Consider the following 20,111-nt stretch of genomic DNA (forward strand, 5'->3'; position numbering starts at 1 on the left):
TTACTTCAATACCTGATAAACCACTAAGGCAGCAACATAAGCCAGTACTGACATATAACCTAACTGAATAAGCGGCCATTTCCAGCCTTTGGTTTCACGATATACGGTGGCGATGGTACTCATGCACATCATGGCAAATACATAGAAAATAAGCAACGAGAATGAAGTGGCTACCGAGAAAGAAGGCTTACCTGTATTGGCGTTAATCTCATTCTTTAGTCTTTCTTTTATGGTAGATTCATCTTCAGGGTCTGCACCGATGCTGTATATAGTAGATACAGTACCTACAAATACTTCACGAGCGGCAAAAGAGGTAATCAGAGCAATACCTATTTTCCAGTCATAGCCCAGTGGTTCTATGGCTGGTTCAATAAACTTACCGAAGTGCCCTGCATAAGAGTTCTCAAGTCGTACAGAAGCGATTTTCGAGGCCAGTTCTTCTTCCGGTGTGGTTGGGTTAGCTGCTATTATCTGCTGTTCTGCCTGCTCCATTTCATTGCCGGGGCCATAAGAAGCCAGTACCCAAAGCACAATCGAAATGGCCACAATTACTTTTCCGGCTTCAAAAACAAAGGTTTTTACTTTTTCCAGAATCATGAATCCTACCTGTTTCCAACGAGGCATTTTGTAGGTGGGTAACTCCATAATGAAGTAGCTTCTTTCTTTCGATTTCAGAATCAGTTTCATTATCCAACCCGCTATCAGAGCCGATAAAAAACCCAGCAGATAAAGACCCATCAATGCGATACCCTGTATGTTAAAGATACCCAGAACTTTGGTATCAGGCACCACAAGGGCTATCAGAATAGTATAGATGGGAAGTCTAGCCGAGCAACTCATTAATGGAGTAACCATGATGGTAATGAGGCGGTCTTTCCAGCTACCGATAGTACGCGCCGACATAATGGCCGGAACCGCACAAGCCATGCTTGAAATTAACGGTACAACCGATTTTCCACTCATACCGAAGCGTCTGATGAGTTTATCCATCAATACCACAACACGAGCCATATAGCCCGATTCTTCCAGAATAGATATAAAGGCGAATAAGAAAGCAATCTGCGGAATAAAAATAACAACTCCGCCGATACCGGCAATCAGACCGTCGGTCAGTAAACTGACCAGTACGCTGTCCGGCAGAACAGCTTTAAGCCAGTCGTTCAGACCGGCAACACCCTGATCGATCAGATCCATCGGATATTCAGCAAAAGAGAAAACCGACTGGAAGATAAGAAACAGGATACTTAAGAAAATGACATAACCCCATATTTTGTGAAGTAATATTTTATCAATCTTCTCTGAAATGGTTTCCTTTTTTTCACCGGTTTCGGTTATTACCTGCGTAAGCGTACCACTGATGTCGTGATAACGATTAATGGTTTCTGTAGACTGGAATGCATCTGCATTGAAGTCGTGCCGGGCCACAAGTGCCTGTAGGTCTTTTTGAGCATCGCTGCCCAAAAACATCATTTTAGGCGACTGCGCAGCATATTGTAAGGCAAGATACTTATTAGAGATATTATATTTTTTACGAACTTCAGAAGCAACCGCTTCAGACTTCTCGTCCAGTATCGGTGGGTTTATGTGTGTTCGTCTGGCTTCCAATTGGTTTAGAATGGTATATTTCAAGCCATCTATGCCAATTCCCTGGCGGGCGTTTAACTCTACAACCGGAACACCAAGAATTTTGGATAACTTACCCGAATTAATCGAGATTCCCATTTCATCGGCCACATCGAGCATATTAAGTGCCAGAATGGTAGGTATGCCCAGGTCACTCACCTGCTCAAAGAGTAACATGTTGCGTTTCAGATTTGAGGCATCTGCTACTACAACGGCAACATCAGGGTATTCGGGGTGTTTTGGGTTTGCCAGCACTTCCAACACTACTTGTTCGTCAAGTGAGTTGGGGTAGATGCTGTAAGTACCGGGTAAATCAAGGATTTCTATATCGGTTTTGGAATCCAACCGGCAGAATCCCACTTTTTTGTCGACCGTTACACCCGGAAAGTTTCCGATTTTCTGGCGAAGCCCGGTCAATTGGTTAAAAAGAGAAGATTTCCCTGCATTAGGATTTCCTAACAGTGCTATAACTTTTTTTTCTTTCACCTTACATCCAAAAATTTAATAAATCAAGCCGGATTCTTATGCCTGATTGGGTTTTAACACAATGGTTGCCGCTTCTTTTTTTCGAAGAGAGAGATGGTAGCCAGCTACTCGGATACCCACAGGGCAACCTAGGGGAGCAATAAAATCCAGGGTAACTTCAGTTCCGGGCAGACAACCCATTTCCAATAGCTTTAAAGACATAGAAGCGTCTTTAAAATCATTGATTATTCCTTTCTCTCCAATGTTTAGGTCTGCAACGGTTTTTTCTGGAAACTTCACCATTACTTATTTAGAATTATTTTAAATAAAACGCAAGTTTAACAGTTTTTGTTCGGAAATAAAAATGATTTTTGGCAAGGTCATTGGCAGGTCACTTCCTGCCTGTAACGAAGGCTGATTATTATATGAAATTTATTTCTTTTTAATCGTGATTATGTTTAAAAAAAGAATAAAAATCATAAAATGCTAAGCGTTTGCGTAGTACCTTTGCAGCACGATAGTACGACAACGAATAAACAGACCTACGGTTACATGCAGGAAATCAAAGCATTGATAGAAAAGGAAATCCGTTTAGAATGGCGTCAGAAATACGCCCTGAATGGTATGCTTTTGTATATCATCAGCACGGTTTTTGTCTGTTATATGAGTTTTAAACTGAAAGTAGATACCATAGAGCCAATTACCTGGAATACCCTCTTCTGGATCATCCTGCTTTTTTCGGCAGTGAATTCAATTATTAAAAGCTTTACACAAGAGGGTGCAGGCCGCCAGCTGTATTATTATACACTGGCTAGTCCGCAGGGAATTATCCTGTCCAAGATAATTTATAATACCCTGTTAATGTTGTTGCTATCGTTGCTGGGTTTTCTGATTTATATCATCATGATGGGTAACCCTGTCATAAATATACCCATGTATCTGGTCTGTTTAGTACTAGGCGCAATTGGTTTTGCCAGTACACTGACCATGGTAGCCGGAATTGCCTCAAAGGCCGAAAACACCTCAACGTTGATGGCCATTCTGAGTTTTCCAATTATTTTGCCCATGTTGATGATGATAACCAAACTGTCGAAAAGTGCAATGGATGGTTTGGGTTGGGAAACCAGTTATGACGAGATTGCCATTTTACTGGCCATTGATGCCATTGTGCTGAGTATAAGTTATTTGCTTTTTCCATACTTATGGAGAAGCTGAGATGAATGAATATAAGTTTAAAGTTTTGATAGATTTATGAGAAAATCCTGGTGGAAAATCCTTTGTGTAGTGCTTTTGTTCTACACAATTATACAAGGTCTTAGCGGTACTATTCCACGCCAGCCCGTGCTGAACGAAACACTCCGCAATGTGTATTTTCATGTACCCTTATGGTTTGGCATGATGACACTCATGGTGGCCTCGGTGTGGTTTGGAATTAAATATTTAAGAGGGGGTAATATACAGGATGATGAATACTCGTCAGAATTTGCCAATACGGCCATTCTGTATGGTGCACTGGGCTTTCTGACAGGAGCTGTATGGGGCAATTATACCTGGGGAGACCCGATACCCAAAGATCCTAAAATTATAGCGGTAGAAGTAGGCTTGTTGATATACTCTGCCTATTTTGTATTAAGAAGTTCGTTTGAAGACGAGCAAAAAAGAGGACGTCTATCGGCAGTATACAATATTTTTGCCTTTGCAGCCTTTATGCCTTTGGTGTGGATATTACCCCGCATGACAGACTCGTTGCATCCGGGTAACGGTGGAAACCCTGCCTTTGGGAAATATGATATGGACAACCGCGTGAGAATGGTGTTTTACCCTGCCATTATAGGTTGGACACTTCTGGGTGTTTGGATAACAAGCCTGCGAATCAGACTCAGAATTATTAAGAGATTGAAAATGGATCAATAGTATCAGTATAATTTTTGTTAAAAATAATCGTATATGAAAAGAATATTAACACTGGTAATGATGACTTTACTGTTTTCAACCAACCTTTTTGCCCAACAGGAAGTAGAAATGGCCGATAAAATGCGTGCCGACGGGAAAATATGGGTAGTTGTAGCTGTAATGGCCGTAGTTTTTGCGGGAATCATTACATATCTGGTTTTGTTAGATAGAAAGATTAGTAAAATAGAAAAAGGTTTATGAAAAAATCACATATTATCGCACTTGGAGTAATTGCGATAGCCGTTGGAATTATTATTTCTACTGTGGGCGATGCCAGTACTTATGTTGGATTCAGTGAAGCTGAATCGTTAGCGAAGGAGGGAAACAATAAGTCAATCCACGTAGTAGGTACTTTGAAAAAAGATGGACAGGGAAATATTGTAGGTATGAGATATGACCCTGTGGCTGACCCAAACAGTTTTGAGTTTACCATGGTGGACTCTTTGAATAGGGAAGAAAGAGTAATTTACAGCCAGCCTAAACCGCAGGATTTGGATAAATCTGAAAAAGTAGTGGTTGTTGGCAGCATGGATCTGCAGAATAAGGTTTTTCGTGCCGACCAGATATTGTTAAAGTGCCCGTCGAAGTATAATAATGGTGAGCTGGAGGTTGAAGAAACCAAACCTGCGGTATCGATGACAAATCAATAAAATCATGATTATTTTATTTGATGGTGTATGTAATTTCTGCAATGCAACTATCAATTTTTTAATCGACAGAGACGAAAAAGGCATTTTTAAATTTGCCGCATTGCAGTCAGAGCCGGGAAGAGATATTCTGAAACGTTACGGAATAGAACTTACAGAATCAGACAGCGTTGTGTTAGAGAAAGATGGCAAAGTCTATCAGAAATCTGATGCCGCTTTAGAGATTGCCCGCCAGATGGATGGCCTGTGGAAATTGCTGTATGTCTTTAAAATAGTACCGAAGTTTATCCGTGATTCTGTTTACAATTTAGTGGCAAAAAACCGCTACAAATTTATGGGAAAACGAGATAGCTGCCGGATACCGACACCAGAACTCAGAGCAAGATTTTTATAAAACGAAGAAGCCCGGTCAATCAACCGGGCTTCTTTTGCTAATACGCCTATCACTTATAGTATTCTTAGTTTCGCAAAACTCAACAATAGCGTTTTTTCACCCTGACCATCAAATGAGATAGTGGCTTTTCTGTCTGAGCCATTGATATCCATTTTCTTTACTGTTCCAAAACCGAACTTCGGGTGTTCTACCTTATCACCCTCTTTCAGCTTGCTCGTATCGCTGGGTGCGAAATCTCCTGACGGCGTATGCTGAGGCGGTGGAACCGCTTTCTGCACAGGTTTCAGGTTCGAAATAATGCTTTCCTTTTTTGCAAACGACAGGCTGGAAGTCGGTCGGTCCGGCTTGGCAGGAGTTGATTCATAGGAAACCGAACGGCCTTTCGATAACTGCAGGTAGCTTTTGTCTATCTCTTCCAGAAAACGGCTGGGTTCACAATAATTCAGCCTGCCATAATTATATCTGGTTTCGGCATAGCTCAGGGTAAGTTTTTTCTCTGCCCGCGTGATAGCCACATAAAACAACCGGCGTTCTTCTTCTAAATCATTTCGGTTCTGCAACATCATTTGAGAAGGGAAGAGGTTTTCTTCCATACCGACAATGTAGACATATTTAAACTCCAGACCTTTAGCTCCGTGAATAGTCATGAGTGTTACACGCTCGCTATCACCGTCTTCATCTTCCTGATCGGCTGATGTCATGAGTGTAACCGTCTGTAGAAATGTGCTTAACGATTTTTCTTCGTTTTCAGGATTATCAACAAACTGTTTAACAGAGTTCAGTAATTCCTGTACGTTTTCGTAGCGGGAGAGCCCTTCAACGGTTTTATCTTCGTAAAGCTCACGTAATATGCCGGAAGTTTTGGCAATATAAGAAGCAACTGTATGCGCATCTTTGCCTTCTTCTATCATGAGCTTAAAGCTCTTGATCAGCGTAGCGAAGTCGTCTATGGACTGTGCCGCACGGCCTGCTACATATTGATTAATATCGCTTACTACTTCCCAAACCGAGCGGTTGTTTTCTGCAGCTGTTACTACTATTTTGGCTACGGTTGTGTCGCCAATACCCCTTTTAGGTAGATTAATAATCCGCTTAAAGGCTTCTTCATCGTTCTGATTGACGGTAAAGCGCAAATACCCCAATAAGTCTTTAATCTCCTTGCGTTGGTAGAAAGAGAGACCGCCAACAATGCGGTATTTGATATTGATTTTTCTGAGGGCTTCTTCAAATGCCCTCGATTGTGCATTAGTGCGATACAACACCGAAAACTCACTGTTTTTTAAGCCTTCGTTATTCTTTGCCTCAAAAATACTGGTAGCAACCAAACGGGCTTCTTCGTTATCAGATGCTGCTTTGATTACATCAATCTTTGTCCCTTCTTCATTATCGGTAAAAACGTTTTTCTCCAGCTGTTCTTTATTACGGGCAATTACTGAGTTAGCTGCGCTAACGATTGTTTTAGTAGAACGATAATTCTGCTCCAGTTTTACCACGTGCAATTCCGGATAGTCAGTCTTGAAGTTCAGAATGTTCTGAATATTGGCTCCGCGGAAAGCATAGATACTTTGGGCGTCATCACCCACCACGCAGATATTCTGATGTACCGCCGATAGTTTTTTGGTAATCAGATATTGAGATACGTTGGTATCCTGAAACTCATCCACCAGTACATGTTTAAACTTGTGCTGGTATTTGTTCAGAATATCGAGGTGATCACGGAAAAGTACGTTGGTATTGAACAGCAAATCATCGAAATCCATAGCATTGGCCTGAAAACAACGCAGCTGATACATTTTATATAAGCGGCCTATTTCGGGCATTCTGGCGGCCTTATCGTCTTCCATATAAATAGGATTGTCCGCGTAAGACTCCCAAGAAACCAGTGCATTTTTGGCGTTCGAGATACGATTCAGAACATAATTAGGGCGGTAGGTTTTATCATCCAGCCCCAGTTCTTTGATAATGGTTCTTATCAGAGATTTCGAATCGTCGGTATCATAAATGGTGAAGTCGGAGGTATAACCCAGCCTTTTGCCCTCAAAACGTAGAATCTTGGCAAAAATAGAGTGAAACGTGCCCATCCACAGATTTTTGGCATCGCCACCTATAACCTGTTCAATCCGATGACGCATCTCGCCTGCGGCCTTATTGGTAAAAGTTAAGGACAGAATATTGAAAGGATCAACCCCTTGCTCTATCAACCAGGCAATCCGGTAGGTTAATACACGGGTTTTGCCCGAGCCTGCACCGGCAATAATCATCAGCGGGCCTTCGCGATAGGTTACAGCTTCTCGTTGGGGTGGGTTAAGTTTGTCTAAGTAATTGTTCTGGTTCTGCACGGAATCACATTCATTAAATTTAATGCAAATATAGCTATATCATAGCTATTAATCTGTATCAAATTTATTTTCGGAATTCACTTTTATGCACTGATCTGGAGAATTCATCTGCTTTCATGCGTTTGCTATCAATTAATGTCAGTATAAACCATACTAAAATGCAGAATACAGCATTATTCTCAAAAAACAATTTATACGGGTAATTTTCATCAATAAAAACTAATTTTGCCCGGAGATTAATAAAAATATCCCTCAATATGAAAAAAATACTAGGCTATTTAAGTCTGCTCATGCTTTCCTTTACTGGCATTGCTCAAAACAAATATGCTATTATACCCAAGCCTTTAGAACTGACCCCTGTCAATGGCGCATTTGTGATTGATGCCCAAACCAAAATCGTTATTCCTAAAGGTGGAGCCGGGCAACGTCTTCTTGCCGAAATGCTGTCAGAACGTTTATCAGCAGCCGGGGGTATAACGTTGAAAATTGAAGAGGAAGATGTGCCCGGTAGTCTGGTACCCGCTAATAAAGCCATTGTATTTGCGCCGTTCAAAGAGCAGGTATACAATAAAATGCTGGGCGAAGAAGATTATATTCTGAAAACTGATGCAAGAGGAATCATATTGACAGGTGCCACGAGTCAGGGCGAATTTTATGCCTTGCAAAGCTTGTTGCAGTTGTTGCCTCCGCAAATATATAGCAGCACGCTTGCCAAGGATGTAAAGTGGTCTGTGCCGGGTTGTACTGTTTTCGATCGTCCTCGTTATAAACATCGTGGAAGTATGCTGGATGTAAGCCGTCATTTCTTTCCGGTGTCGTTTGTGAAACGGTACATAGATTTGCTGGCCTTACACAAAATGAACCGTTTTCACTGGCATCTGACAGACGATCAGGGATGGAGAATTGAGATTAAGAAGTATCCGAAACTGACAGAAATCGGCTCTAAGCGTAAAGAAAGTATGAAAGGACACTACACCGATTGGAAATTTGACGGTACCCCTCATGGCGGCTTTTATACACAGGAAGATATTAAAGAAGTAGTAAGTTATGCGCAGAAAAAGTTTATTACTGTTATCCCTGAAATAGAAATGCCGGGTCATGCACTAGCGGCTTTGGCGTCTTATCCGGAATTGGGTTGTACTGAAAAATCGTTAAAAGGAACACCATATGAAGTAACAGGTATATGGGGTGTACATGATGATGTTTTCTGCCCAAGCGAAAAGACTTTTACTTTTCTGGAAGATGTACTGACGGAAGTAATTGCGTTATTCCCAGGTGAATACGTTCATATCGGTGGTGATGAATGTCCGAAAATTGCATGGAAGCAAAGCCAGTTTTGTCAGGATTTGATGAAGAAAGAAGGCCTGAAAGACGAGCATGAATTGCAGAGTTATTTCATTAAGCATTTCGATAATTTTCTGACTTCTAAAGGAAAGAAAGCAATAGGTTGGGATGAAATTCTGGAAGGAGGTATTTCGCCTAATGCTACCATTATGTCGTGGCGTGGTGTAGAAGGGGGGATAGCTGCAGCGCAACAGAACCATGATGCCATTATGACACCGACAGGTTTTTGCTATCTGGATTATTATCAGTCTGACCCGACAACTGAGCCGTTGGCTATCGGGGGATATCTGCCATTAGATAAGGTATATTCTTATGATCCTACTCCAAAAGGACTTACACCTGAGCAGGCTAAACATATTCTGGGTGTGCAGGCTAATATCTGGACAGAATACATACAAACACCCGAACATCTGGAATATATGATTTTTCCGAGAGCATCGGCTATTGCAGAAATAGGTTGGACTTCGCTGAAACAGAAAGATTATGAAGATTTCACGACCCGCCTGAAAACGCATTTCGAACGTTTGAAGTATCTCGGTGTCAATTATGCCAAAAGCTATTATGATATTTCTGCTTCGTCGGCCTTGAATGAGAAAAAACAAGTAGTTGTGAAATTGAAGTCGGCTGATAAAAATGCGGTTATCAGATATACACTCGATAGTTCAGAACCTACCGTTAAATCTGCTCAGTATCAACCAACGGGAGTGGTTATCACCGAAGATGGCAGCATAAGCGCGGCAGCATTTTCTGAGAAAGGTGAGCGTTTGGGCAAGGTATTAACCAAGTACTTTTATATCAACAAGGCCACCGGCCACAACTATACCCTCGTAAACCAACCTAAAAACTATACAGGCGGTGAAACCTACGGACTAACCAACGGAGTAAAGGGTGAGGCAGCTAACAGTGCTACCTGGGTTGGTTTTGAAGGAAAAGATTTGGATATGACCATTGATTTGGGACAGGCAACCTCTTTGACTAAAGTATCTTTTGCATTTCTAAGGGCCAGTGCGTCCTGGATTATGCTGCCAAAAGAAGTAGAAGTGTCGATTTCTAATGATGGTAAGACATTTACCAGCGTGCAGAAAATAACGATGGGTAACACTGACGAGCAAAGCAGGGCGGTTCAGCAATTAGGTGTAGCCGTCAATGGCAAGAAGGCCAGATATGTGAGAGTATATGCAAAAAACTACGGCAAACTGCCTGAAAGTCACCCCGGGCAAGGGAATCCGGCATGGCTGTTTATAGATGAGATTTCGATAGACTAGATGTTTTTGAAGAATTTTTATGTATTGAAACAAAAAATTGTTGAAATTTGTAGTTAATTCAGAATACTATGAATTAACTCATGACCACGTAGTTCAACGGATAGAGCGAACGTCGCCCGGCGAACGTCGCGCGATATAAGTTTCCTAAACTTTAGATGCGGGCGGGGCGCGTAGTCTTCGGTTCCCGGCGAGGTCACGACACCTAACAGTTAAGATATAATTAAGAAATAAAGACCACGTAGTTCAACGGATAGAGCGAACGTCGCCCGATAGAAGTTTCCTAAACTTTAGATGCGGGCGGGACGCGTAGTCTTCGATTCCCGGCGAGGTCACGACACCTAACAGTTAAGATATAATTAAGAAATAAAGACCACGTAGTTCAACGGATAGAATAGAAGTTTCCTAAACTTTAGATCCGGGTTCGATTCCCGGCGAGGTCACTTTTCAAAAGAATAGAAGTTTCCTAAACTTTAGATGCGGGCGGGATGCGCAGTCTTCGATTCCCGGCAAGGTCACAAGAAAGGCAAAAGCCTTCAAAATCATTGATTTTGAAGGCTTTTGCGGTTTAATGGCCCAATGTATTTTTATAAGAGTATTCTAACTATATAGAAAAAGCAAAAAAAAGATTAGGATTTTGTTGTCGTGTATATTATATTTACGACAACAAAAATAAACACAATGAGAAAATTAAGTTTTGCATCTCTTCAGGTTAGAGATTTAGCAGTATCAAAAGTCTTCTACACAGAAAAGTTAGGGTTTGAGTTATCGGAAATGACGAATCCGGATGCTTGTATTTTCAGATACAACAAGGGCGATGCAAGTTTTGCCATTAGAAGGCCTATAGTAAATTTAGACGGAAAAGAACTGGGCGTTGGTGCGTCACTTTGGTTTGGTATTGATGAAAAAATTGAAGAACTTCAAAGTCGACTGGCAGAGAAAGGAGTAACACCTTTAGGAACCATAAACAATACACCTTTTGGTAAAACATTGATAGTGAAAGACCCGGACGGTTACGTTATTACGTTTTTGGAAGAAACTAAAACCACCGGCAATGACCAATAGAGAGGCAAAATATTGGGTAATAGTGGCATCGAAAGACCATGTAAAAAGAGGCATTGCCCAAGGAATTGCGCAAAGCTGCCACGGTAAATCTTCACCATTAAAAAGAATGAAGAAAAGAGATTTTGTAGTTTATTATTCAGGAAAACAAACTTTAGAAAAGCCTTATAAATGCCAGGAGTTTACAGCATTAGGAAAGGTAATAGATGATGAAATATATCAGTTTCAAGCTTCTGAAGACTTTTGTCCTGCAAGACGCAACATTGAATTCTCTGAATGCGAAGACACCTCTATTCTTCCTTTGATTAATCATTTAGATTTTATTCAGAACAAAAAAAGCTGGGGATATCCGTTCAGATTTGGTTTTTTTGAAATTAATCAACACGATTTTAATCTGATTTCATCACAAATGCTTCAACATCATCATGTCTAAAGAAATTGAATTCCATTTTAAAAGTCCGAATGATAGTCCGGGTTATTTGTTAGGGCAAGTAACTATGTTATGGCAGCGGAAACAAAAAAAGGTATTAGACCCTTTGGACTTAACACAAACCCAATTTGTGTTGTTGGCGGCATTAGGGTGGCTTTCAAAAAAAAGTAAGGCGGTAACACAAGTTGACATTGCCAATCAAAGTAATGCCGACAGAATGATGGTGTCAAAAGTATTACGAACATTAGAAGATAAACGGTTTATAACACGACAAGAACACGAAACCGACACAAGAGCAAAAACAATTCGATTGACAACTACTGGTGAACTTGTGTTGCAGAAAGCGATTATTGAGATAGAAAATGCCGACTTGGATTTTTTTGCTTCATTAGGCACTAAACTTTCTTCATTCAATAAAAATATGGTACAACTTATTGAGAAAAATAGTGAGTAAAAGAGGTGCCGCTAGCAAGGTATTGGCGTTATAGGGGCTGTGTACATGCAAGGCCAATACCTGCGCGCAACGTTTGCTGTTATGCTTAGTCTTCGATTCCCGGCGAGGTCACAGAACCACAAAGCCTTCAAAGTCATTGACTTTGAAGGCTTTGTGGTTTGAAATATTGATGCCAATTCCGTCGGTTACCAAAAGTCCTCGATATTGTTACATACTCCCGTATTTAGGTTACAACTTGCAGATAAAACCTGTTGACCTTTGTACTACAAAATTTAAACGATTAGAAAATGAAAAAGGTACTAATTACGGGAGCCAACAAAGGGATTGGGTTTGAGATTTCAAGACAACTGTTACAAAAAGGTTTTTTTGTTTATTTAGGTAGCCGGAATCTGGCGAATGGCCTTGAAGCCGTCAAAATACTTAATGATGAGGGGCTTATAAATGCCAAAGCCATACAATTAGACGTAACCAGTCAGGAATCGGTAAACGAAGCTCGTTCCCTGATAGGAAAACAAACAGAGGTGTTAGATATTCTTATCAACAATGCAGGGATCAATGGTATAGAGTTTAACGGCAACACACCCGTTATGCACAGTGCGATTACCACAGGTGTTGAGAAATTCAAAGAAGTATATGAAACCAATGTGTTTGGTGTCATAAGAGTTACGCAAGCGTTCGTAGATTTATTAAAAAAATCTTCTGAACCTCGTATAGTAAATGTAAGTTCGAGCCAGGGATCGCTCACTTTGCATAGCAATCCAACCTATAAATACTACAAACATAAAGGCGCAGTTTACCAGTCTTCAAAATCAGCCATGAATATGTATACCATTGCTTTGGCTTTTGAACTACGGGATACTAATTTTAAAGTAAATGCGGTAAGTCCGCCTTCTACCGCAACCGATTTTAATCGCCATCTCGGCTCAAGTACAGTGGAAGTAGGAGCACAACACATTCTTAAATACGCTTTAATAGATAATGACGGCCCGACAGGCAAATTTTTCTGTGAAGATAATAATCCTGAAACCGGAGAGATTCCTTGGTAACTACCGTCCAATTTAATAAATTCATCAGATGAAAAAAGACGAAAACATTACTTACAATTATAACTCTTTATCTGACGTGCATCGGATGCTCGGGCTTCCAAAACCCGTACATCCGCTCATAAGTTTAATAGATAACAGCAATAATACACTGGATGGCAGTCATCTGCCAGATTCGCATATTTCTGTTTTCTACAAAATTTCGTATAAAAGTAATCTGAGCGGTAAACTGAAATACGGGCAGCATTATTATGATTTTGATGAAGGCGGGTTATTTTTCGTTTCACCGAATCAGCTGACCGCCAATAGCCATAATAACGGAGACCATTCGGGCTATACTTTAATCATTCATCCTGATTTCTTGTTGTCGTATCCACTGGCAAAAAAAATCAAGCAATACGGTTTCTTTTTTTATTCGGCTAACGAAGCATTGCATCTGTCAGCTAAAGAAAAGGAGATAATTATTTCCATCTTTAAAAACATTGATGATGAATTGCAAAACAGGATTGATGATTTTAGCCAGGATATAATCATTTCTCAAATTGAGTCATTGTTGAACTATAGTAACCGTTTTTATAAGCGACAATTCATTACGCGAAAAGCCGTAAACAACAACTTGCTGCAAAAATTGGAAGAGATTCTGGACGATTATTTTAATAGCGAGCAATTGCTGATGAAGGGAGTACCAACTGTTCAATATCTTTCAGAACAATTGCACCTTTCACCAAGCTATTTAAGTGATATGTTGCGTTCGTTGATAGGGCAGAATGCACAACAACTCATACATAATAAATTGATTGAAAAGGCTAAAGAAAGATTAGCAGCCACAACGTTATCAGTTTCTGAGATAGCCTACCAATTTGGTTTTGAGCATTCACAATCTTTTAGCAGGTTGTTTAAATCAAAAACTAATCTATCACCGGTAGAATTCAGACAATCGTTCAACTAAAACAATCTTTTCAAGATATTATAATTACTCTTCAAAAATAAATTATTTCTGAATCGTTTGTTTCAGAAATAATCCGCGCCTATATTTACCAGACAAATGTTATAAGCATGGCACGTAATGTTGAATTTAACGAAGAAGAAGCCATCCAAAGAGCTATGGAAGTTTTTTGGGAGAAGGGCTATAATGGTGCTTCTCTTCGTGACTTGACCGATGCCATGAAAATTAACAGTAGTAGCCTCTACAACACAATCGGCGATAAGCAGGAGCTATTTGTAAGATGCGTTAAGCACTATACCGAAATCAGGAAAAAAGACCTCCAAAAGCGATTGGAGAGTGCCGAATCGCCACTTACTATATTGGTGAATTATATAAACGATGCGGTTACGGTAATTATCAGCGAGACAAACAGTTGTATGGCGGTTAAGACTGCTTTTGAGGTCGCCAACAACGATCAAAGCGTTAAAGACATTCTTAAGGCCGACAGTGACTACGCTTATCAGTTTTTGTATTCTCTCATTAAGGATGCGATAGCCCATGGCGAGATATCGACAGAAGAGGATGCGGAGCTATTAGCCGACTATTTTATCAGTACCTGGACAGGCTGGTATGAGTCTTACATTCTTCATAAAGACCCTATCAAGATTAAGAGAATGGCGCAATATTTTATCAGACAGATTTCAAAGTAAATTTTTTTGCCTTATTCTGAAACAAATGTTTTAGAATAGACTTGCTGTGGGTATTTGGTGGTTAATTTGAAACAATCATTTCAGAATTTTAAATAAACAAGTAAATGGAAAACAATCAGAATTACCCGGATCTTCAAGGCAAAAGGGCTTTAGTAACAGGTGGCACCAAAGGAATTGGAAAAGCCATTGCAGACAAGTTGGCGCTGGCAGGTGCTCAGGTTATTGTCTCTGCCAGAAATCATCCAGGCGAAGCCAGTTTTACGTATCATTTCATTGCGGCAGACCTGACGCTGCCTGAACAGGTCGCTGAATTAGAACGGGAAATCAACGAAAAATTCGGTGGAATTGATATTCTGATCAATAACGTTGGCGGGCTTACTACTCCAGGCGGTGGCTTCAGTACATTAACTGACGAACATTGGCTGAACGAACTGCAATTGAATTTATTAGCAGCAATCCGGTTGGACAGGATACTGCTACCCAAAATGCTTGAACAGAAAAACGGTGTAATCATCCATATATCTTCAGTTGCAGCTAAGCAACCCTTATGGAATCTCAACATGGCTTATGCTGTTGCCAAAGCTGCCTTAAATAGCTATAGCAAATCGTTGGCAACTGAACTAGCCACTAAAGGGGTGCGAGTACTGACAGTGTCACCGGGTGCAACGAAAACACCACCCATGGAAAAGTTTATCCATGATTACGCCGCCTCTGCCGGTATAGCAGTTGACGATGCGTTTCAACAATTGCTGACTCAGGTTGGTGGAATACCAATGGGCAGAATGGCTGAACCTCAGGAGGTTGCCTCACTGGTTCATTTTCTGGTTTCACCGGCCGCTTCGTACCTAACAGGAACAATCTATGCTATTGATGGGGGTTCTTTACCTATGATATAACTTATACTGTGTGTCGGGTAGCAACAGGTGCATACTTCCTGAAAAGTATGCACCTGAAATTTTTCCGATTAAACAATTTTGATACTCGGCAACACTATTCTGTTTAAATGCCGTATACTTCAAGCCAGTTTTTTCTGATTTCCTCAGTTCTATTGTTATATTCAATATCAACGCCTTTCGAATTTGGGTCAACAGGTGTTCTCAAAGGTCGCTTGCCTTTTTCCGTATTAACCAGATTCAGTGCTGCATCTGCCACAAGTTGCGGATCAGGAATTGTTCCGGTGAAGATTTTTGTAAAAACGGCCTGCAAATGCTGCTGTATGGCGGGAATCTCTGATCCGTATGATTCCAGTATGCCCTCACGGTCTGGATTCACATGTTGCTTTGTAGCAATTTCTGTATAAAAACTACCCGGTTCAATCAGAACGGATTCCACTCCCTGGCTTATCAATTCAGGATATGACCCCTCTACCAATCCTTCCAAAGCAAATTTAGTAGAGTTATAAGCAGCCTGTAATGGAAAAGAAACCCTGCCGACTATACTTGAGATAGTAATAATCAGCCCTTCGCGTGCTGCACGCATAACGGGCAGTACTGCATTGTTCATTCTGAGAACTCCCCAGACATTCACATCATATAGTTTTTGAATCTGAGATGTGGTATACCCTTCCAATAGTCCTCCACCGTATATACCCGCATTGTTGATCAACACATCTATTTTACCATGCTTTGCGTATATCTCTTCTACGGCTTTCTTTACAGAAGCATCATCGGTCACATCCAGATCTACCACCTCTGTATTTGGCAATGCCCCCAAGGTTTCGGCGAATACAGCATTTTTACTGTTTACATTGCGCATCGTGGCAATTACGGTGTGGCCTGCCTTATCAAATGTTTTTACCATTAAAGCACCGAAGCCGGTACTAGAGCCTGTAATTAAAATTACTTTTTTCATTTTTTGCTTTATATATTTTATCAATTATTACTCATTCGCAACTGCACAAGCCACATTTTTTCTCTTTCTGGACATCAAAACTGGCTTTGCATACTTGATTAAACATAGAGTTATCCATTCCTTATCAATAAAAAAAGGTGTATTTTACCCAGCTAGCACTGATTGACAAGCAAGGCAAATAGTCTTAACAGATACTTTATTATTGTTAAAAATAACGTAGGGCAAAGGTAGGCTCTACTCAGCGAGAAGAAGTTTTTATATCAAACGGAAAATTATTCGATTCAAATATTATGGATTTCCGGAAGCGAAATATTTCCGTTATTACGAAATGATTTGGGCGTTTCTTTGGTGTGCCTTTTGAAGAAAGTAATAAAGTTGGACGGATACTCGAAACCGAGCATATAGGCTATCTCTGCAATGTCGGCATTGCTATGTTTCAATAGTGCCTTTGCTTCAGTGATTACCCGGGAGGCAATAATTTCAGAAGTCTTTTTTCCTGTTAGTTCTTTTACCGAATAATTAAGGTGATTGACGTGGATGGACAATTCCTGCGCAAAATCATTCGGTGTTTTTAGTAACAGGGAATGTTCCACTGCGTCAATAGGAAACTGTTTTTCAAGCAGGTTTAAAAAATTAGAAATGATGCGTATAGAAGCAGATTTATTGGCAGATGTCCTTTCGGAAGTATTCTGGAACTTAAAAGCTTTCTGAATAAGCAATTGAAGATAGGTGGCAAGTATATCGTACTTATGGTGGTAATCGCTTTGAATTTCCCGGTACATAGACTCGAAAACAAGCCGTACATCAGCAGCCTGCTCGTCATTAAGTATAAATACGGGACTGGTACGGGGAGTGAACAAAGCAGATTGTTGAAAATAGTCTTTGTTCAATAGTTTCGATTGAAAATGATTGTCGAAATAACAATAATAGGAAGGTTTTTCTTCCGACAAAGCCTGCCAATAGTAAGGCACTGTCGGATTGAAAAAAATCAATACGTTTCCATTGATCTCAATGTATTCATCTTTTATCTGCAATATGCCGGTACCATTAATGAGCGAAATTTTGTAGAAATCGCTTCTATGCATAGGCCGGGTCCGTTCACAGATTTCAGACTGATTAAAAACATTGAAATGGGTCACTTCAGCCAATAACCGGTACTCTGCATAACACTCCTTGTTAGTAGATACCAAATCCTTTAGTCCATGTATTTCCTGCATTTTGCAAAGTTATTTAAATCAAAGCAAGGATGCAATTATTCTGTTTGCTTAAATCATTTTAAGACTGTCAGAAAAGGCTAAAGTAGGTATAAGATATTCAGCTGTGATGCTTCCCAGCGTAACTTCAACTCTTCCGGTAATTTGTTCGGGCTGTCAACGTTTGTCGGATTGTATAGGCTTCGATTCGAGGCAAAGTGCCTCTTCATTAAGGATAAATTTCTTGAGTGTTATATTATGAGTGTATAAGTTTATTGTACTACATAATCTTTAATTTTTTAATGGATTCACTTTATCACGAATAGATTGAAATTGCATTCAAGAGAAAATTCAAATTAATCGTAATACATTCACTATCTTCAAGGGTGCCGTTAAATAAGTTTTTTTGTAAAAAAATAAATAAAAACAAATATTTGAAATTATTCCTTCTGAAAGATATTCATGTGTATACACAGTTTTAACGATTGATTTGAAATTATTCTACCATTATAAGAGTATAAAATTTTAATTAATAAATAATTTTCAGTTTGTATACCAACCACTAGAACAAATTAAAGTAATGAAATACGATTTTAAAGAATTACATGAGATTAATCATTCTGAAGAATATACTCGCAGTTATGATACAAGATATATTGCAGAAATTAAACACCTTGGATTGGGCACATATAGAGTATTAAAAGATCTTGATTCTTTTTTTTTAGATAATAAAATAGAAGCGCAGTTTAAACAATGGGATGAGCAGTGGGCAAAAATTGTTAGCAAGAATAAAAGCTTGGCAGACAAAGAAGCAAGTATAAATATTGCAGATGAACGTTCGAAAGAGGCAAAGGAAATACAAAAAACACTTGAAGATATTCTAATTCATACTCTTGATATTAATGATGCTATAGATTGGGATGTTTTAAAGGATTATAAAAAGTTTAAAGTTCGTAATCCTATAAATGACCTTCCAAATGAGTTGAAAAAGATTAAATTATCAAGTGCTCCAGTTTTGAAAGAAATTCCTAAGCAGCCGGATAAAAAGAATTACTTACCGAGCTTAACTTTTTTTGACAAAGTTTTTAAATCCTTTGCGCAGAAAAAGATTGAGAAATCAGAAAATCTGTATAATGCAGCAATTGTTGTATGGCAAAAGAATATTGACGATATAAATGCTTATAATCAGAGAATTGAGGAAGAAGAAAGAAAAAGAGTGAATGAAATGCTTGAGTTGAAAGCAGAAATTACCAAAAGATATGAAGTATTAGAAAGTCAATGGAAAAATCAAGAATTAGAGTATTATCAATTGCAAACTGACTATAATAAAAAGATAGATATATTAAAGGAGAAATATCTCCAGTGCGATAATTTGGCGGTTAAAGAGTATTGTGAATTAGTATTAAATAATTCCTCATATATTGATACATTTCCTAAAGACTTTGAAATAGAATATAATTCTTTAAATAGAGTTTTAATTGTTGAATATATACTTCCTTCGCCAAAAAATATTCCAACACTACTAGAGATAAAATATATAGCAACTAAAAAAGAATTAAAGGAGTATTGTTTGTCTGAATCTCAGCTTTTAAAGATATATGATGAAACCATTTACAAAATAGTATTAAGAACTTTACATGAATTATTTGAAGCAGATATTGCGAATGCAATTGATGTAATTGTATTTAATGGCTGGGTGGAAGCAGTTAATAAAGCAACAGGCAAAGTGATTACTAATTGCATTGTTTCGATTCAAACAAAGAAAGAAGATTTTATTGAAATCGAGCTTTCAAAAGTTGACCCTAAAAGCTGCTTTAAGAGCTTAAAAGGTATAGGAAGTAGTAAACTAAGTGGACTTACTGCTATACAGCCAGTACTTCAAATTAATAGAAATGATAAAAGGTTTGTTTCGTCATATAATGTTGCAGATAATATAAATGAAGAAGATAATTTAGCTTCTATGGCATGGGAAGATTTTGAACATTTACTTCGTGAGATATTTCAAAAAGAATTTAGCCATAATGGTGGTGAAGTAAAAGTAACTCAGGCAAGCAGAGATGGAGGTGTAGATGCTATAGCTTTTGATCCCGATCCAATTAGAGGGGGTAAAATCGCTATTCAAGCAAAACGCTATACCAATACAGTAGGAGTATCCGCAGTTCGTGATTTGTATGGTACTGTATTAAATGAAGGTGCTACTAAGGGTATATTGGTTACCACATCAGATTATGGTTCAGATGCTTATGAATTTGCAAAAAATAAACCCTTAACATTAATGAATGGTGCAAATTTACTTTACTTATTAGAGAAGCATGGGCATAAAGCAAAAATTGATTTGGTTGAAGCGAAAAAGAACTACAAAGGATAAATCTAGTATTATTGCAACATTATGAATTACAAATTGCTGTTAAACTTC

General features: G+C 39.2%; 19 protein-coding genes and 1 tRNA gene. 15 read left to right on the top strand and 5 right to left on the bottom strand.

Annotated features, from left to right (window positions below; all coding sequences use genetic code 11):
- Complete coding sequence (gene feoB / locus AC1RRY_RS04025) at window positions 1–2,109, bottom strand: ferrous iron transport protein B (RefSeq protein WP_492817902.1); 2,109 nt, start codon at window positions 2,107–2,109, stop codon at window positions 1–3.
- A 36-nt stretch (window positions 2,110–2,145) separates the two neighbouring features.
- Entirely contained in the window at window positions 2,146–2,391 is a 246-nt protein-coding gene (locus AC1RRY_RS04030) for a FeoA family protein (protein ID WP_492817901.1), read from the bottom strand.
- Window positions 2,392–2,640: 249 nt separating this feature from the next.
- Between AC1RRY_RS04030 and AC1RRY_RS04035 the strand changes: the two genes are divergently transcribed.
- From AC1RRY_RS04035 to AC1RRY_RS04055, 5 genes are read left to right on the top strand one after another with little or no spacing between them, the layout of a single operon-like run.
- On the top strand, window positions 2,641–3,303 hold the full coding sequence (locus AC1RRY_RS04035; protein WP_492819278.1) for a heme exporter protein CcmB: 663 nt from the start codon (window positions 2,641–2,643) through the stop codon (window positions 3,301–3,303).
- Between the two features lie 36 nt (window positions 3,304–3,339).
- Window positions 3,340–4,002 carry a cytochrome c biogenesis protein CcsA gene (gene ccsA, locus AC1RRY_RS04040; RefSeq protein WP_492817900.1) on the top strand — a complete coding sequence of 221 codons (663 nt, stop codon included), beginning with the start codon at window positions 3,340–3,342 and terminating at the stop codon, window positions 4,000–4,002.
- A gap of 33 nt (window positions 4,003–4,035) precedes the next feature.
- Entirely contained in the window at window positions 4,036–4,242 is a 207-nt protein-coding gene (locus AC1RRY_RS04045; RefSeq protein WP_492817899.1) for a CcmD family protein, read from the top strand.
- Complete coding sequence (locus tag AC1RRY_RS04050; RefSeq protein ID WP_492817898.1) at window positions 4,239–4,691, top strand: cytochrome c maturation protein CcmE domain-containing protein; 453 nt, start codon at window positions 4,239–4,241, stop codon at window positions 4,689–4,691. The genes AC1RRY_RS04045 and AC1RRY_RS04050 overlap by 4 nt, the downstream gene beginning before the upstream one ends.
- 4 nt (window positions 4,692–4,695) lie before the next feature.
- Window positions 4,696–5,082 (top strand): thiol-disulfide oxidoreductase DCC family protein, encoded by a 387-nt coding sequence (locus tag AC1RRY_RS04055; RefSeq protein WP_492817897.1) that lies wholly within the window; start codon window positions 4,696–4,698, stop codon window positions 5,080–5,082.
- Window positions 5,083–5,135: 53 nt separating this feature from the next.
- On the opposite strand, the gene AC1RRY_RS04060 is transcribed toward AC1RRY_RS04055, so the two are convergent.
- Window positions 5,136–7,421 (bottom strand): ATP-dependent helicase, encoded by a 2,286-nt coding sequence (locus tag AC1RRY_RS04060; protein ID WP_492817896.1) that lies wholly within the window; start codon window positions 7,419–7,421, stop codon window positions 5,136–5,138.
- Window positions 7,422–7,678: 257 nt separating this feature from the next.
- On the opposite strand from AC1RRY_RS04060, the gene AC1RRY_RS04065 reads away from it, so the two are divergent.
- The 9 genes from AC1RRY_RS04065 (at window position 7,679) to AC1RRY_RS04105 (ending at window position 15,547) form a co-directional block, all read left to right on the top strand.
- Window positions 7,679–10,030, top strand: a complete 2,352-nt coding sequence (locus AC1RRY_RS04065; protein WP_492817895.1) for a glycoside hydrolase family 20 protein — start codon at window positions 7,679–7,681, stop codon at window positions 10,028–10,030.
- Between the two features lie 368 nt (window positions 10,031–10,398).
- Window positions 10,399–10,470, top strand: a tRNA-Arg gene (locus AC1RRY_RS04070).
- Between the two features lie 238 nt (window positions 10,471–10,708).
- Window positions 10,709–11,092: a VOC family protein gene (locus AC1RRY_RS04075; RefSeq protein WP_492817894.1), complete on the top strand. Its 384-nt coding sequence runs from the start codon at window positions 10,709–10,711 to the stop codon at window positions 11,090–11,092.
- Complete coding sequence (locus AC1RRY_RS04080; protein WP_492817893.1) at window positions 11,082–11,522, top strand: EVE domain-containing protein; 441 nt, start codon at window positions 11,082–11,084, stop codon at window positions 11,520–11,522. The genes AC1RRY_RS04075 and AC1RRY_RS04080 overlap by 11 nt, the downstream gene beginning before the upstream one ends.
- Window positions 11,515–11,973, top strand: coding sequence for a MarR family winged helix-turn-helix transcriptional regulator (locus AC1RRY_RS04085; RefSeq protein ID WP_492817892.1), 459 nt, complete (start codon window positions 11,515–11,517; stop codon window positions 11,971–11,973). Before AC1RRY_RS04080 ends, AC1RRY_RS04085 begins: the two co-directional genes overlap by 8 nt.
- A gap of 287 nt (window positions 11,974–12,260) precedes the next feature.
- Entirely contained in the window at window positions 12,261–13,019 is a 759-nt protein-coding gene (locus AC1RRY_RS04090) for an SDR family oxidoreductase (RefSeq protein WP_492817891.1), read from the top strand.
- A gap of 28 nt (window positions 13,020–13,047) precedes the next feature.
- On the top strand, window positions 13,048–13,965 hold the full coding sequence (locus AC1RRY_RS04095) for a helix-turn-helix domain-containing protein (RefSeq protein ID WP_492817890.1): 918 nt from the start codon (window positions 13,048–13,050) through the stop codon (window positions 13,963–13,965).
- A gap of 107 nt (window positions 13,966–14,072) precedes the next feature.
- Entirely contained in the window at window positions 14,073–14,651 is a 579-nt protein-coding gene (locus AC1RRY_RS04100; protein ID WP_492817889.1) for a TetR/AcrR family transcriptional regulator, read from the top strand.
- Between the two features lie 104 nt (window positions 14,652–14,755).
- The gene (locus AC1RRY_RS04105) at window positions 14,756–15,547 is read left to right on the top strand and encodes an SDR family oxidoreductase (protein ID WP_492817888.1); all 792 of its coding nucleotides are present in this window, start codon (window positions 14,756–14,758) and stop codon (window positions 15,545–15,547) included.
- A 103-nt stretch (window positions 15,548–15,650) separates the two neighbouring features.
- Here AC1RRY_RS04105 and AC1RRY_RS04110 read toward each other — a convergent pair whose 3' ends face one another.
- Both AC1RRY_RS04110 and AC1RRY_RS04115 read right to left on the bottom strand, forming a co-directional pair.
- Entirely contained in the window at window positions 15,651–16,502 is an 852-nt protein-coding gene (locus AC1RRY_RS04110; protein WP_492817887.1) for an SDR family oxidoreductase, read from the bottom strand.
- A 281-nt stretch (window positions 16,503–16,783) separates the two neighbouring features.
- Complete coding sequence (locus AC1RRY_RS04115) at window positions 16,784–17,719, bottom strand: helix-turn-helix domain-containing protein (RefSeq protein ID WP_492817886.1); 936 nt, start codon at window positions 17,717–17,719, stop codon at window positions 16,784–16,786.
- Window positions 17,720–18,275: 556 nt separating this feature from the next.
- On the opposite strand from AC1RRY_RS04115, the gene AC1RRY_RS04120 reads away from it, so the two are divergent.
- Window positions 18,276–20,063, top strand: coding sequence for a restriction endonuclease (locus tag AC1RRY_RS04120; RefSeq protein ID WP_492817885.1), 1,788 nt, complete (start codon window positions 18,276–18,278; stop codon window positions 20,061–20,063).
- Window positions 20,064–20,111: the final 48 nt, after the last annotated feature.

Source organism: Emticicia sp. GW821-FHT11C11 (genome assembly GCF_058808615.1).